The sequence below is a fragment of the Candidatus Neomarinimicrobiota bacterium genome, from assembly GCA_018647265.1.
Classification (GTDB): Bacteria; Fidelibacterota; Marinisomatia; order Marinisomatales; family TCS55; genus TCS55.
Window position 1 is genome coordinate 1 of record JABGTK010000048.1, and the last position, 15,480, is coordinate 15,480.

19 protein-coding genes are annotated in these 15,480 nt (G+C 35.6%); 17 read left to right on the forward strand and 2 right to left on the reverse strand.

Annotated elements, in window-relative coordinates:
* The 8 genes from HN459_03180 to HN459_03215 form a co-directional block, all read left to right on the forward strand.
* Window positions 1–376, forward strand: a 376-nt coding sequence (locus tag HN459_03180; GenBank protein MBT3478444.1) for a hypothetical protein, incomplete at its 5' end; no start/stop codon positions are given.
* Between the two features lie 38 nt (window positions 377–414).
* Window positions 415–600 (forward strand): hypothetical protein, encoded by a 186-nt coding sequence (locus HN459_03185; GenBank protein MBT3478445.1) that lies wholly within the window; start codon window positions 415–417, stop codon window positions 598–600.
* Between the two features lies 1 nt (window position 601).
* The gene (locus HN459_03190) at window positions 602–1,477 is read left to right on the forward strand and encodes an alpha/beta hydrolase (protein ID MBT3478446.1); all 876 of its coding nucleotides are present in this window, start codon (window positions 602–604) and stop codon (window positions 1,475–1,477) included.
* Window positions 1,478–1,482: 5 nt separating this feature from the next.
* A complete protein-coding gene (locus tag HN459_03195; protein MBT3478447.1) occupies window positions 1,483–2,541 on the forward strand; it encodes a tartrate dehydrogenase in 1,059 nt (352 codons plus the stop codon).
* Between the two features lie 82 nt (window positions 2,542–2,623).
* Complete coding sequence (locus HN459_03200) at window positions 2,624–4,240, forward strand: peptidylprolyl isomerase (protein ID MBT3478448.1); 1,617 nt, start codon at window positions 2,624–2,626, stop codon at window positions 4,238–4,240.
* 184 nt (window positions 4,241–4,424) lie between these two features.
* The gene (locus tag HN459_03205) at window positions 4,425–5,825 is read left to right on the forward strand and encodes an SH3 domain-containing protein (GenBank protein ID MBT3478449.1); all 1,401 of its coding nucleotides are present in this window, start codon (window positions 4,425–4,427) and stop codon (window positions 5,823–5,825) included.
* A 97-nt stretch (window positions 5,826–5,922) separates the two neighbouring features.
* Window positions 5,923–6,213 (forward strand): antibiotic biosynthesis monooxygenase, encoded by a 291-nt coding sequence (locus HN459_03210; GenBank protein ID MBT3478450.1) that lies wholly within the window; start codon window positions 5,923–5,925, stop codon window positions 6,211–6,213.
* Window positions 6,214–6,307: 94 nt separating this feature from the next.
* Window positions 6,308–6,802, forward strand: a complete 495-nt coding sequence (locus tag HN459_03215) for a hypothetical protein (GenBank protein ID MBT3478451.1) — start codon at window positions 6,308–6,310, stop codon at window positions 6,800–6,802.
* A gap of 248 nt (window positions 6,803–7,050) precedes the next feature.
* Here HN459_03215 and HN459_03220 read toward each other — a convergent pair whose 3' ends face one another.
* Window positions 7,051–7,347, reverse strand: a complete 297-nt coding sequence (locus HN459_03220) for a hypothetical protein (GenBank protein ID MBT3478452.1) — start codon at window positions 7,345–7,347, stop codon at window positions 7,051–7,053.
* Window positions 7,348–7,481: 134 nt separating this feature from the next.
* On the opposite strand from HN459_03220, the gene HN459_03225 reads away from it, so the two are divergent.
* The 3 genes from HN459_03225 to HN459_03235 are packed head-to-tail and all read left to right on the forward strand — an operon-like array spanning window position 7,482 to window position 9,183.
* Complete coding sequence (locus HN459_03225; GenBank protein ID MBT3478453.1) at window positions 7,482–7,931, forward strand: hypothetical protein; 450 nt, start codon at window positions 7,482–7,484, stop codon at window positions 7,929–7,931.
* A gap of 35 nt (window positions 7,932–7,966) precedes the next feature.
* Window positions 7,967–8,821, forward strand: a complete 855-nt coding sequence (locus tag HN459_03230; protein MBT3478454.1) for a hypothetical protein — start codon at window positions 7,967–7,969, stop codon at window positions 8,819–8,821.
* Window positions 8,821–9,183, forward strand: coding sequence for a hypothetical protein (locus tag HN459_03235; GenBank protein MBT3478455.1), 363 nt, complete (start codon window positions 8,821–8,823; stop codon window positions 9,181–9,183). Before HN459_03230 ends, HN459_03235 begins: the two co-directional genes overlap by 1 nt.
* 11 nt (window positions 9,184–9,194) lie before the next feature.
* Here the strand turns inward: HN459_03235 and HN459_03240 are convergent, their stop codons facing one another.
* A complete protein-coding gene (locus HN459_03240; protein MBT3478456.1) occupies window positions 9,195–10,151 on the reverse strand; it encodes a hypothetical protein in 957 nt (318 codons plus the stop codon).
* Between the two features lie 247 nt (window positions 10,152–10,398).
* Between HN459_03240 and HN459_03245 the strand changes: the two genes are divergently transcribed.
* The 6 genes from HN459_03245 to HN459_03270 all read left to right on the forward strand — a co-directional run.
* Window positions 10,399–11,106 carry a hypothetical protein gene (locus HN459_03245; protein ID MBT3478457.1) on the forward strand — a complete coding sequence of 236 codons (708 nt, stop codon included), beginning with the start codon at window positions 10,399–10,401 and terminating at the stop codon, window positions 11,104–11,106.
* On the forward strand, window positions 11,103–12,035 hold the full coding sequence (locus HN459_03250) for an alpha/beta hydrolase (GenBank protein MBT3478458.1): 933 nt from the start codon (window positions 11,103–11,105) through the stop codon (window positions 12,033–12,035). Before HN459_03245 ends, HN459_03250 begins: the two co-directional genes overlap by 4 nt.
* Before the next feature lie 140 nt (window positions 12,036–12,175).
* Entirely contained in the window at window positions 12,176–13,075 is a 900-nt protein-coding gene (locus HN459_03255; protein ID MBT3478459.1) for a hypothetical protein, read from the forward strand.
* A 240-nt stretch (window positions 13,076–13,315) separates the two neighbouring features.
* The gene (locus HN459_03260) at window positions 13,316–14,536 is read left to right on the forward strand and encodes a hypothetical protein (protein ID MBT3478460.1); all 1,221 of its coding nucleotides are present in this window, start codon (window positions 13,316–13,318) and stop codon (window positions 14,534–14,536) included.
* Between the two features lie 216 nt (window positions 14,537–14,752).
* Window positions 14,753–15,196, forward strand: a complete 444-nt coding sequence (locus tag HN459_03265; protein ID MBT3478461.1) for a RidA family protein — start codon at window positions 14,753–14,755, stop codon at window positions 15,194–15,196.
* Between the two features lie 10 nt (window positions 15,197–15,206).
* On the forward strand, window positions 15,207–15,480 hold a 274-nt coding region (locus HN459_03270; GenBank protein MBT3478462.1), incomplete at its 3' end, for a hypothetical protein.

Here is a 15,480-nt window from a genome sequence, read left to right on the forward strand (position 1 = left end):
AATTTTAGGGATGTTTGATTCTTTTTCTGTTGAAAGCAGTGACAAAAATAATTTCTATAATTATGTAACAGATGATTATGTATTATATGAAATGGGGAAGAAATTCAATGCTTCAGAGTTTCTCGATTTTGCAAGCTCCTTTAATACAATTGAAGATGATTGGGAATTAAGTGACATGAAAATTTCTATTGATAAGGAATCTGCTCATGCATATTTCAATAACAAAGGAAGATTCATAGCCCTAAATGAAGGTAAAAAAACACTACTTAATTTTGAATGGCTTGAAAGTGCTTATATGGTTAGAGTAGATGGAAAACTTAAAATTAAATTTTATTTTTCTGATACAGTAAATCAATCTTCGGAAGCCATTGATTAGTAAAATGAAACGCCTCTGGCTCAAACAAAGGAGAATGAATGAAGAAAATATTATACAATAAGACCTTATTTATTATTGCAACCGTAATAGTATTAGCTTCTTTAATTCTTAGCACTTTAGAATATATTGACTTAGGTCTTTTAATTATTCCAATGGTATTACCTTATCTTATTTGGCTATTTATACTTATGAGATTAGTGAAAAAAAATAAAGAGATAGAATGAAATGTTCAATCAATTTAAAAAATTTACTGTAGAGATTGAGGGATTATTAATCAATTATGTCATTGGAGGAAGCGGACCTGCAATTCTATTACTACATGGTTATCCTCAAACTCATGTGATGTGGCATAAAGTTGCTGACCAATTGGCAGAGCATTATACAGTTGTAGCAAGTGACCTAAGAGGCTATGGGGATAGTGATAAGCCACCCACCAACGAAACTCATACACCCTATTCAAAAAGGGCAAGCGGAAATGACCAGGTGAAGTTGATGCAATTATTAGGATTTAATAAATTTCAATTAGTGGGTCATGACCGAGGCGGTCGTGTAGGGCACAGGATGGCTTTGGACCATCCTAATGTGATTGAAAAATTGGTCGTTATGGACATTGCCCCCACTTATACTATGTACACGACGACCGATATGGAATTTGCAACGGCCTATTATCATTGGTTTTTCCTTATTCAACCTTATGATATACCAGAAAAAATGATTGGTCAAAATCCTCTGTATTTCTTAGAAAAAAAAATTGGACAATGGGGAAGAGATGGTAGTGCTTTTACCAAAGAGGCATTTAACGAATACCTTAGATGCCTGACACCCGAAACCATACATGCCAGTTGTGAAGATTACAGAGCATCCGCTACCATTGATATTGAGCATGACCAAATTGACTTAGACAATGGAAACAAAATAAAATGCCCTGTTCTTTGTCTTTGGGGTAAGAAGGGGTTTGTGGGAAGAAAATATGATGTGATTGGAGAATGGTCTAACTGGGCAGATTCTGTTCAGGGATATGGAATAAATTCTGGGCATTATTTGCCAGAAGAGACGCCTGAAGAAACATTAAATGCCTTGCTGAAATTTTTAACCAAATAGAGTAAATGAAATCTTACCAAATAGCTATCATAGCAGGAGACGGAATCGGAAAAGAAGTTATTCCAGAATCAATAAAAGTGTTGGAAGCTATAGCTGCCCAATGTGGTTTTTCCTTCAAGTTTAAGAATTATGACTACGGTTGTGAGTATCACATTAAACATGGCAAAATGATGCCCGATGATGGTTTAGACCAATTAAGAGATAGTGACAGTATATTTTTAGGAGCCGTAGGTTATCCAGGAGTTCCCGACCATGTTTCCTTATGGGGATTATTGATTCCAATTAGAAGAACTTTTCAGCAATATGTAAATCTTCGCCCAGTACGTCTTTTAGAGGGAATTTCATCCCCATTGAAAAATCCAGGCAAAGTGGACTTTTGCATCGTACGAGAAAATAATGAGGGAGAATATTCATCCGCTGGTGGCAAAAAATACGAAGGCACGGAAAATGAAGTGGTCATTCAAGAAAGTATTTTTACCAAAAAGGGTGTTGATAGAGTAATGAAGTTTGCTTTTGAATTGGCGAATAAGAGAAGAAAGAAAATTACAAGTGCCACAAAGTCCAATGGGATTGTCCATACAATGCCATTTTGGGACCAAAGATTTCAAGAAATTGGAAAGGCTTATCCTCAGATTGAAATGAACCAATTTCATATTGACATCCTAACAGCTCATTTTGTTCAGCATCCTGACTGGTTTGATGTAGTGGTTGCCAGCAATCTATTTGGGGATATTTTATCCGATTTAGGACCTGCTGTGGTCGGAGGAATGGGCATAGCCGCAGGTGCTAATATCAACCCAGAATGTGACTATCCAAGTATGTTTGAACCTGTACATGGAAGTGCTCCTGACATAGCAGGACTGAATATTGCTAACCCAATTGCTTGTTTCTGGACTGCCAAAATGATGCTTGACCATTTGGGTGTACATGAAGGTGCAAACTTGTTGATGGAGGCTATTGAAAATAACATAAAAGAGGGAAATATACTTACCAGAGATTTAGGAGGAACAGCATCTACTCAGGAGGTGACTATAGCTATTATCGATAAGATATTGAAAAAGTAATTACTTCAAATAAACCACCTTTGGCTCAAAGAGCCTCCTCACGGAGGCTTTTTTGTTTATGGGATGATGTGTAGATTTGGAGATGCGTAGATATATATCATTACTACTTTTTATTGGCTTGGCTTGGGGGCAAGCTCTACACTTTAAGAATAACGAATGGAATTACAAGGATGGGAAATATAGAGATGTTGCTGTTATTTCTACGCAATTTGGCGATATGGTAGTAGAGTTTTACCCAGACATTGCTCCAATGCATGTTGAAAGTTTTACAATCTTAGCTAAAGAAGGATACTTTGATGGAACAACCTTTCATCGGCTTATTCCAGGATTTCTTATTCAAGGTGGCGACCCTAATTCAAAAGATGATAATAGAATGAATGATGGGACGGGTGGACGAGCAGGTAAATATTTTGGTATTGGTCGTGAGAATGATCCAGATACTTGGTTGATACCTGGAGAATTTAATGATAAGCTACATGTAAGAGGTACTTTGTCAATGGCTAGAACGCACTCGATTCCCAACAGCGCATCCAGTCAATTTTTTGTCTGTCATGCGGCAGCACCTCAACTTGATAAACAATACACAGTATTTGCTCAAGTAATTAAGGGTTTAGAGGTTATTGATAAAATTGCAAACGCAAATCGTCCAAAAAAAGAGAACCCAAGCTATCAAGGTCCTGATGGTGATAACCCATATGAAAAAATAGAAATGACCGTAAAGATGATGAAACACAGTGAGGCAATTAAAGAACCAATTGTTTACAATGAATATACTTTTGAAATAACAGATTTGTCGAATGTTGATTCAACATATAAAGCAGAAGATTTTTTTAAAAATGCTACTGTATATGATGACAAAGCAGCTGGTCAAGCTACTCGAAAATTTTCTATTGTAGTTTATAAAAATGGCGAGGTATTTCAAAATATAAAAACTCCTTTTGATATGGAGATAGATATTCCTTTTGCAAGCCGATTTTTCACGGTTGAAGATGTTAATTTCGATGGATATGAAGATTTTTATTTCACTGATTATATGGGAATGGTGAATATCTCCTTTATTATCTATCTATACAATTCAACTTCTGAGAAGTTTGAGATAAATGAAGATTATCGTTCTATTACTTCACCTCGATTTGATATTGATCATCAAATCATCAAATCCTTTACTCGTGGAAATGCAGCTTATCATGAATCTGAGATTTATATTGTTTTAAATGATAAACTAACTCGTATCTCAAAGATTATAGATGATGTGAGAAGTAATGAATATGAATATATTATTTACGATGGGGAAAAAGAAGTTGCTGTAAATGAATCATTAAGTAAAGTTAAATTAAATATTGCTTTTTTTAAAACTCAAAAATTTAATGTAATAATTGATCTACTTGATAATAGTAATTATAGATATGCATCGTGGAGTGCATCAAAAAATTTAAGAAACACCCCTGATTTGATTCTTAAAAATGGAGTTAAACAAGAAACAGAGAATGAAATATCTTATAAATTTAAAAAGGGAGAATTTAGTTATGTGTGTATTTTTAATAAGTTAACTTCTGACGGACAACTAAAGGTTTTTCAAAATAAAAAGGAATTAGTAAAACAAGAAGCAAGCGTTTTCATAGTACCAAATGAAGTGAAACCCTATGAAGGTAATAAACACAAGATAACACTTGATATAAAGAATAATTTGAAAGATTGATAATACCTCTCAAATTAATGATTAACTCCAACCCAAAAGGATAGGATTTAAGCAAGGATGAAGAGATAAAACGCCTCTGGCTCAAATAGCCTCCTCACGGGGGCTTTTTTGTTTATAAAAGAGACACCCACATTGCTGGGTAATTATTTGTAAGTTTGCTATAATGTTTAATTGGAGTATCATAATGAAAAAGCTAATTCTTTTTTTACTGTTGGTGCCGTTAGTTTCTTTTGGGCAGGAATATTATGTGTCTGCAAGGGAGGGGTTAAATGTTCGTGAGGCTCCTGATGCTAAAGCAAAGAAAATTGAAACACTTCTTTACGGTCAAAAAGTAACTGTAGAATTTGAAACAGGGATTAAATTGACAATAAATGATTTCGATCAAAGTTCAGGAGATACAAAAATTATTGAAGGTGAATGGGTAAAAATAGAATATGCAAAAACATTCTATACCATTCTTGGTGATGGAGATATTCACTCTGATCCTTATGAAATTAAAAAATATGAGGGATATATCTTTAACGGTTTTTTAAAAGAAGCCTCTTTCCCTCAGTATATAGATGAAAACTATATTGATTTTAATTCTATGGATAATATACGCCTCCCGGAAGGTACAGTTGTATATTTTAACGAAGATGATAAAGCTTATGACAGTAATCCCTCAATCATTGAATATTTTAAGGATGTTGAAAAACCAAAAAGTCTGACCAGTTGTTATAAATATAAATCAGGAATTTTATTTTCTGGAATAGCATATGATATTATTCTTTCTGACCCCTTTTACGAAATCAACCCCATCAATTATAGTCCAAAAAAATATAAGTCAGGTCCAAAAATTGATATTTACATCGCTGAGTTTAAAAATGGAGTATTGACTGGCAAACAAAAAAGAATTAACCCTTTAGAAGGAATTGAAACAGAAAAAATAAAAATCATAGATATAGATCAAATCGGTGTTGAAAAAGAAATTGTGGTTAAGTATTCTGATTTAACAATTGAATTTGGCGATTTACAAGAATATGTATATGTGAATGATGTAGCTTTTTTTGATCTTGATGGGAATAGAATCTCTGACTTCCCTCCTTTTAATTTTTGGGTAAATAATCGTGAGAGCTTTTTATTTGATATGAATAATAAAAATAAGTTCTTGAAAATTAAATATTTCCCAGAGTATATTAAACCAATGGGGCAATACGGGATTCAAGATAAAATTCATTTTTTTGATTCTGATTGTAATTTATATGATATTGTAAAAGAAGTTGAAGTAATAGAAGACTTTAATGTAAAAGTAAAATCTTATAAAAATCTGCTTATTGGTAAATGGCAAAGTACAGATGATGAAAATAATTTTGTAGAGTTTACGAAAGATGCAAGAATTGAAACATATGGTGATTATGAGGATACTGAAAGATATTCAATTTCTAATTCTTGTAAAAATGGTGGTGAAATAGAGTCTAATAAGGATAACTATATTTCTGGATGGATGAGTGAATTGTGTTGGTATATCATTTCAGTAGATGATAAAAATCTATCTCTTTCGTTTGTAGGTAGAGGAAATACGTTGAACTATAAAAGAATAAAATAAATTAAAATGAAACGCCTCTGGCTCAAATAGCCTCCTCACAGGGGCTTTTTTGTTTGTGGTATGATTAGTAAATTTGGTTATGAATAAATTTATAGCAATGAACCGATTTAAGATTGCAATTGGTAGAGAATCTGATTTTGAAGATATTTGGAAAAATAGAGATACCCATCTTGATGATGTAAATGGTTTTCAAAAATTCAATCTATTAAAAGGTTCAACCAATGATGAGTATACTTTGTATAACTCCCATAGTACATGGAACTCTAAATCTGATTTTGAAAATTGGAAAAAATCAGAAGCATTTAGAAGAGCACATAGTGGTGGCGGACAGCATCAAGGTATTTATTTAGGTCACCCTGAATTTGAAGGATTTGAAGTCATTCTTTGATTCAATTTCTTACATTCGTTGGATTTTTTATTTGTGGTGATTTTGTGTAAATTTTGATAGGGTCAATGAAAATTATAATTAAGAAGAATACTTTATGATCAACTATAATTCACTTGATGATTTAACCAAACAAAACTTTAAGAAAGAGATAAATGATTGCGCTTTAGCAATAGGTGGGAAACATCATTTTCTTCATCTTCTTGAAGAAATTCGAAAAGAGAATCCTCATCCTTTAATCTCTAAAAAATTATCATTCCGTTTTAGTTATGGCACAGTAAAATGGGGAAAAGTTATTTTCAAAGATAAAGTGGATTTACTGATAGAGATAACTAAAGATCGACAGAATAATACAAATCTTATGCCTGAAAAAGGGAGTAGGGATTACAAAACTAATATGAATTTCCTACGGACTCTAGGGCCAATGATATTTGAAATTCGTCCTAAAAATAATAAAGATGGGGATGGTTTTGATTTGCATCCATTTGATATTATTGATGAAGATACTTCACATCTAAGCTTTATGTTTGATGTTGTATTCTTTTTACCAATCAGCATTGTTAAACAAATATTTATAGGTACAATAAAATAATAATTAACGCTCAATAGATTATTTAGATGAGGAAGAATTTCAAAAAACAGAATTACGGTAATTAATACTTCATCCAAATACTTAAAAGAGAAACCCACATTGCTAAGTAATTTTTTATAAATTCAAGAAACCAAAAGGAGTGAAAAATGGGAAAAGGTCAAGATTCTAAAAAAGCAACTAAAAAAGCACCAGCTAAAACTGCAAAAGAAAAAAAAGCAGAAAAGAGACTCAAAAAAGCTAATCGATAGTTATACAAGATCAAGCCTTGTATTCTTAGGAACCTTTTTATATTTTATATAACCGTCGATTATTTTGTGGAGAAATTGCCTCGCCGCGGTGATGGCTTCGTCTCTTGTTAATAATTTTGCATCTACACAAACGCCCAAAGCTTGGGATAAGAATAATCGCCCCCACATAGCGGCCAACCAGAAAAATTCCGGAATGTGATAGGCATCGCTCCCAAATAATTCGTCCCAAAGTTTATGATATTTCATTCCTAAATTATAACAATGAAACAATCGATCATTATCCTTACCGCATGTCATACTGAGTCTCGAAGAATGAGGGACGAAGTATCTCAAACCCACATTAACCGAAAAACAAATGCTTAAGATCCTTCTCTCTCTCGATGAATCGAGATTGCTCAGGATGACAAAAAAAGTAGTATGGAAAATAAATAATGAAAAATAGAACAATAATAGAAATCGGTGGAATGATTAGCGTGATTGGTTCCCTCATATTTGTAGGTATAGAGATTAACCAAAATACAGCGGCAGTAAGAGGTGCCACGCAACAGGCAGTATCTTCTCAAGTTGGAGAAATGTATAGAATTATTGTTGAGAATGAAAAAATTGCTTACTTAGATGTTCAAGTTGATAGTGGTATTAGTAAAAGTGAACTTAGTAAAACGGATTACAATCAATATTTGCATTTTTCAATGATGGGTTTTAGACGAATCGAAAATATTCATCTTCAATTTAATAATGGATTTTTAGATGAAAACGCTTTTGACCGAATTGGGATGCCATTTTATCGATTGCCTCTTTTACGGGAAATTTGGGAAGAAGTTAAAGGAGGCTTTAATTCTGAATTTATCGAATTTTTTGAAAAGCTCAGAGACGGTCAATAATTTAAAATTAAGAATTAATAATTGAGAATTATCTTATGAAAAAACTACTCCCACTTTTGGTATGCACAATTCTGTCCGCCCAATCCGCGACGGAGGTTTACCTCATTGATCTATTGTCGGTTAATGATAAATATGCCATCGCCAATCCCGTCAATATCTCAAACAATCCGGGGTATGATAATCAGCCATCATTTACAAAAAATGGGCGATCAGTTTTATTCGCATCCACAAGAAACGGCCAGACGGATATTGTCAGTTACAATATTCGAAATGGAAAAAAGAAATGGCTAACGGACACAGATGGTGGTGAGTATTCTCCACTCCAGATTGGCTCAAGTAATGCGTTTTCTGCCATTCGACTAGACCCAGATGGCCACCAACGTCTCTACAAATACAGTATGTATTCCGGGAAATCAAAGGTCCTCGTCAAAGATTTGAAAATTGGCTATCACTGCTGGACCGGCAGGGGCAGGCTTGTTTCTTTTGTTTTGGGGGATCCACACACACTTCAGTTGAATAATATCAAATTGAATAAGAATAAAATTATGGATGACACCATTGGTCGAACCATATTGAAATTGCCCAAATCAACTCGTGTGGCTTATATCAGTAAAAAGAATGAACAGTGGATGATTAATACAATTGATCCCAACTCGGGAGAAATAAAAAAGATGATCTATACATTAGATGGATCGGAAGATTTTGCCATAACCCATTCCGGTGTACTCATAATGGGAAAAGGGAGTGAGCTCTATAATTTTGATCCGTATAACCATTCCGATTGGGTAAAGATCGGTGATGTTTCAAATTTCGGATTGGATGGGATTACGCGGATTGCTGTTAGTCCTAAGGCGGATAAGATTGTTATTGTAGTCAATGAGGAGGAATAGTGAGATTTAAATTTTCATGGCAATCATTTTCCATCGGCATAGGGTTAGCAGCCCTTTTGATTTTAGTTACGCAAGTGGCGAGTGACTCTGGCGATGGTTGGGAGACCACCAGCGAAATCATGACCAAAAGTGACGGAAAAAAAGAATTGATCGGCACCATTCAAAATAAGTCCGATCAGGTAGTGCACCATGTCCACACTACCGTCCATTTTTATGATAAGGATAACAGCGTTGTGGATGTAAAATTTATTGAAGTGGCGCGGATCCCTGCGGGGAAATCTGCCGGTATTCGTATTGATGTAAAGGATGAAACGATTACCCACCACCGTATGGATTTACCCGAGGGGCATGAGTATGAATAGCTACGCCATTGTCACTTTATTACTCGCAGGAATTTTTGAACTTTATTTCCCAATATATCACCAACATATATATTCCCTTCATCGTCAACAGCTATATCGTGATATCTAGATATAGGACCTTCGTACATTCCTGATCTACCAAATTGTAATTGAAGATTTGCGTTTAGGTCCAAACGAAAGATATCGGACCCTTTTATAACTGTTTTATCGACAACCCAATAGTCTATACCATACAAATGATTATTATTTTTATCAATGGTAACAGAGTACAATTGATCAGTTAAGGTGTTTTGCCATGATGTAATAAAGTTTCCTCGATTATCAAATTTTTGGATTCTATTATTTTCACGATCTGCAACATATACATTTCCACTGCTATCAAGGTCAATACCATGAGGTATAATAAATTCGCCTTCATCGCTTCCAAGCGTACCCCATTCATATAGGAATTCTCCCTTTTTAGAAAATTTTATAATTCTACTGTTACCATAACCATCACTAATAAAAAAAGAACCATCATTTGAAACTGCAATATCTGTTGGCAGGTTGAAATGTGATTGATCATTTCCTGAAACACCTGCCTCACCCAATACAAATTCTAAATTTCCATTTGAATTAAATTTAAAAATCTGATGTAATCCAACATCTGTTACCCAAACATTACCTTCATGATCAACTTCTAATCCATGAGGCATAATAAAAATATCCCTACCCCAGCTTTTTAATACATTTCCTGTTTTTCTATCCAGTGTAAGGATAGTATTATTTTGGATCTTGTCTTTGGGCATTGGTTGTTGCCACACCCTATTAGCTCTGTGGAAAACTACAATATTATTTTCTGGGTCCATTCCTAATCCAGTTGGATTTCCCAACGTTAAACTATCAGGTAAATTTGGCCATTCTTTCACTAATATATATTGATCTTGATTTACTTTATTTGCGAATGAATGCTGAAAAAAGCAGATCATTGTAAAAACCATGAAAAATTTGAAGAGACTTTTTTTGTTTTGATTTTTTAGGAAATACATAATGTACAAATATACAAAAATTATTTAAGAATTCGTTCCCAAGATTTCTTCTTTCAAGGTCAAATATTTAATATGAAACTAACTATATACTAATTCTCATAGTCTTTTAAAGGGTACACACAATATCTGAGGAGATTGGGCGTATTAGGTGCAGACATTTTGGTTAAAAATTTTGTAGATTGTTTATATGAAAAATATACTAGCTAGAGGTGGGATTGAATTTTTGGCCGTCTTTTTAGGAATTGGGCTTTCTTTTTATGCTGAAGGGTGGCAGACTGAAAATGATAATAAAATTAAAAAGGATCAATATTTACACGATTTAACCAATACGCTGGAGAGTGATATAACCCAGATCAATAATCTTTTAGAAATATTGTATCAGTCCGATCGGCTCATTACGGAGATCCAAAGTGATATTGATCAAAATCACACCGTATATACCAAACCTGAAATATTAAATAAATTATTAGATGTTGAAGTTGGAACTTCATTTTTTCCACAGGATGGTATTTTCAATCAACTCATATCCACGGGTGCATTTGAGCTGATTAATAATGTGGAATTGAAGAATATTCTGTTGGAAATGTATAACCATCAGAAAGATCGGAATTATGCCACATCCACAGAGATCGACCATTTTAATATCGGATTTCGCAATGTAATCTTGGATGAGTTTCGGGTCAGTTTTATTTACAATTCCTTTGATGGTGCCTTTTACGGTAGCCGGACATTGAATCAATACAAATTCAATCAATCCTATTATATGTCCAATACCTTTTATGGTTTGCTCTCTCAGGCCAAATTTTATGGGAATACGTACACAAGGCAATTGAAGGATATTGAAAAATCCTATTTGACTGCCTTAGCATTGGCGAAAAATGAAATAACACAATGACAATTTTTAGCAAAATAGTAATGTTTACCCTTTCGTTCCTTTGCCTGATTTCCTGCACCGGTGATAATAAAAAATATGAATATATTGAAAAAAATGAGACCTTTAGGCAAACGGTAAAAACGGGTCATTTTGTTAAACTAAGTCAAGGTTTCACCTATTATGAATCTGAAGACCTAAACAATGAAGATGTAATCGTTTTTATCCATGGGTTTTCAGTCCCTGGATATATTTGGGATGAGACCTACTATGAAGCGATTAAACGAGGATTTGGCGTTTTAAGGTTAGATTTGTTTGGCCGAGGAAATTCTGATAATCCTGATGTGGCCTATACAGATGCATTATTCGCTGATCAAGTGGTTGAACTTTTGGATGCACTGAATATTACTCAAAAAATCACACTGGTTGGTTTATCGAATGGGGGGAGGGTAATCTCTAAGTTTATGGAAAATTATTCAGACAGAATAAAAAATTTAATCTATGTATCACCCGCCGGATTTCATGTTCCAGAAACTACATATATAAATAAAGATGTCTCCGATGATGAAGTTTCATTCTTTGTCAAAAATTATTATGGTTCCTTAGCAAAGGGACAAATGGAAGATTTTAAAGATCCGTCCAAGTTTAAGGGTTGGGATAAAAAATATGAACCATTATTAGAATATAAAGGATTTGCGCGAGCACTGCTTTCTACTAGAAAAAATCACCATGTGCTAGATCAAATAAATAAAAAAATTGGTAAAATGGCAGTGCCTCAATTCGCCATTTGGGGAGATTCAGATTCCGTATTACCACTGAAACAGGTTGAAGAAAAAATTGCAAAAATCATGCCAAATTTAAAATTATTCGTCATTAAAGATTCGGGCCATTTGCCCCATAAAGAACAGTTTGATGCGTTCAATCATATTTTTTTTGAGGAGATTATTGGCTGAATAAGACCATGGGTTTTACTAAAAAAACATTTTTTTCACGATTACTCATTTTCTGCATCCTATCCACTGTCATCTTTGGTCTGGGAATCTTCAAATGGAGTAATACTCAGAAGAGTAACCAAAATGAGGACAAGCTTCGTGTGCTGGTCTGGAACGTACTGCACGGCGCCAACGATGTTGATCAAGGGGCTGAAAAAACATTGGCTATCATCCGCAGTGCGGCACCTGACATTGTGTTGTTACAGGAAAGTTACAATATAGATGGAGATCGACCTCATCTCGGTGAATGGCTCGCCAGTGAACTCCAATGGAATCAGCATCAGGCGCCGAGCACGCACCTTTGCGTTTTAACGCCTTTGGATATGGATACGACCTTTTTCCACGATGAGTGGCATGGCGTGGGTGCGTTACTGAAAGATTCGAAGGAGCGAGAACTCCTTATTTGGGATATTTGGATCGACTATCGTTCGTTTATCGGTTATGAACTTCGCGATAATCCAACGCTTAGCAACGAAGAACTTTTGGCCGCCGAGTACGAACGTTCAAGTCGTCTGGAAGAGACTAAGGCAATTATTTCTCACCTGCGAGAAGCAGGTCAACTGGGGGCGGATGTTCCCCTTCTTGTTGGTGGCGATTGGAATTGCCCTTCCCATTTGGATTGGACGGAAGACGCTTCTAAAATTTATAAATATCGCCGAAATCTTCCCCTGCCTGTGAGTATGGCAATGCACGAAGTGGGCTTTACTGACACTTTCCGAGAAGTTTATCCGAATCCAATTCAGCACCCGGGGATAACTTGGTCACCCATGTATCGCGGCGCTATTACTGGTGAGACAGGTACTCCCCAATCCTTTGATCGCATCGACCGCTTGTATCTAAAGAATTCAACACAAAAAGGTAACGGATGGTCGCTTCGCCCTGTTGCAGGATTTGTACTCCCCCTCATTTGGGAAGATAATTCGATCCCCGTAAAGGACAGGACATTTCCTTCGGATCACGGCGCACTCGTTATGGATCTTATCTGGGTGCAAGAAGAGTAGAAAAAAATAAGCTAAAATTAAAAAAAGCGATCCTAATTATGACAGCACTTATCAGCTGTATTCTCTCCACAGTCGCCTTGGGTGAATTCTACTTTACTTATCAAATGGATGATTCTGAATACTATATTTTATCATTCAGTATTATTTGTGGCATATCCGGTATAATCAGTTGGTGGGCCTTATTCTCGAAAAAATACCCTCATAACCCGGCAAACGTTTAAGGGCTTTTTTTCTTAAATATTGAATTATATTGTTAGTATGATAAAACAATATTCACGAATCATAATCAGACCTTTTTTACTAATAATACTTTTTTCTCTCTTTGCATGCGAAGATAAAAAAGAAGATTCGGTATGCACTGATCCAATCCAAGGCAAATTTATTAATGTCCAGGAGAAAGGAACAATCAGCGCCGAATTCATTAATGGTTTGCGTCCTAGTTTTGGCATCCCTGAAACTTTCGTTGTAAAATATGATGTGGCGGTTCTTTCTGTAACCTATACCACGGTAAATCCCGATGGAAAAGAAACAACGGCTTCCGGCGCAGTCTATATTCCCAAAACTGGCGATGATAATCCACTGTCCTTACTCAGCGGCCATCATGGCACAACCATTAAAAAAGCAGACGTACCATCTGTTTTGCCCCTTTACGGTTATTTAGGATTGTTTGGTGCAGGAGCAGGATATGCAGCGGTTCAGGCAGACTATCTCGGGTTGGGAAGTTCTGAGTTAGATTATCAACCATTTAGTCAAAAATTTAGTGGCGTAGCCGTGGTAGATCTCATCGATGGTGTACGACATTATGCCTGCGAAAATGGAATCCCACTCAATGATAATGTCTTTATGCTGGGCTATTCAAACGGTGGATATGTATCCATGGCCGTTCACGATGAACTGCAAGTAAATCCCCGATCCTTCAATATTGATGCCAGCGTAATGGTTGCAGGATATTTCGATTTAAGAATTTCTGAATCATTCCAAATTCCTGATTCACTTTATCGACCTTCATGGGCTTTATATAGTCCAATCATGTACGACAAACGATATAATCTTGGACTTATGGAAAAAATTGTAAAACCGCCATATTTGGAAAAATTATCGACCCTTTTTAATGGTCAAAAAGATGCGACCGAAATTGATAATGCATTGACCCTAATCAGCAAAGATTTGTTAACCGAATCGTTTTTAACCAGTTTTAGAACAAATCCGGATTTCAAAAATTACCGCGATTCATTGGTTTCAAATTCACTGGCGGATGTAATCCCCGATTCACCGGTATTATTTATTCACAGCAAAGAAGACGGTGCTGTGCCATATAGCCAAAGTGTGAATATGCACCAGTACATTAATTCGAATGGGGGAAACGCATCATTGGTACTGCTTGAAACGGGTCAACACAATCCTGTGGCTTATGCCCCCGCAGTAATCCAGGCGATTGATTGGTTAAAACAGTACGAATAATATTTTTTTAATAACCAAAATTGATTATCAACCACACGCAAAAATATGTCATACTGATCCCCGATTCATTGGGGAGAAGTATCTCAAGCAAATGACAGTCAAATAACAAATGCTTGAGATCCTTCCCTCACAAATTCGCTCAGGATGACAAGGTAGGTGGTTTTAAAATAAAATGGAGCACACTTTGAAATACATTTTAAAAATGAGGAATCCTCAATGAAACATCGAATCCTTTTAGTTATACCACTATTGTTCTTGATCAGCTGCCAATCCCGGCAGAAAGTAGAATATCTACAATCTAAAAAATTTACTGCACAGAATGAGCCATTTTCCGAAGCGGTAAGGGTGGGGAATATGCTTTATCTCTCTGGACAAGTGGGTAACAAACCGGGCGAAATGAATGTGGTTCCTGGTGGCATTGGACCTGAAACACGCCAGACTATGGAAAATATCAAGGAAGTTCTCGAGCGGTTTGGCTCATCCATGGATCAAGTGGTGAAATGTTTATGTATGCTCGAGGATATTAACGAATGGGCAGAGATGAGTGCGGAATATGTGAAGTTCTTTCCCAATCATAAACCGGCCCGCTCGGCTTTTGCTGGCACGGGACTTGCCATTGGCGCTAAGGTGGAAATCGAATGCATGGCCACAATAGATTAAGGAAAAAGATATGAAAAACATTCTAGCGCGAGGGGGCATCGAATTTTTAGCAGTTATGCTGGGCATATCCGGTTCTCTTTGGGTGGATGAAACGCGTATCTCATCCAATGCTGAAAAAGAATTCCGCATCGATTTGGTGGCGATTCATAATGAATTGGTTGACGATCTGAATACGATAAAAACTGCCATGGCATTTAACTATGACATGATTGATAAAGTTGATCATCTCCTCTCGATTTTGGAAACATCCAAAATTGATGTGAATGCATTGGACACGATTCCTC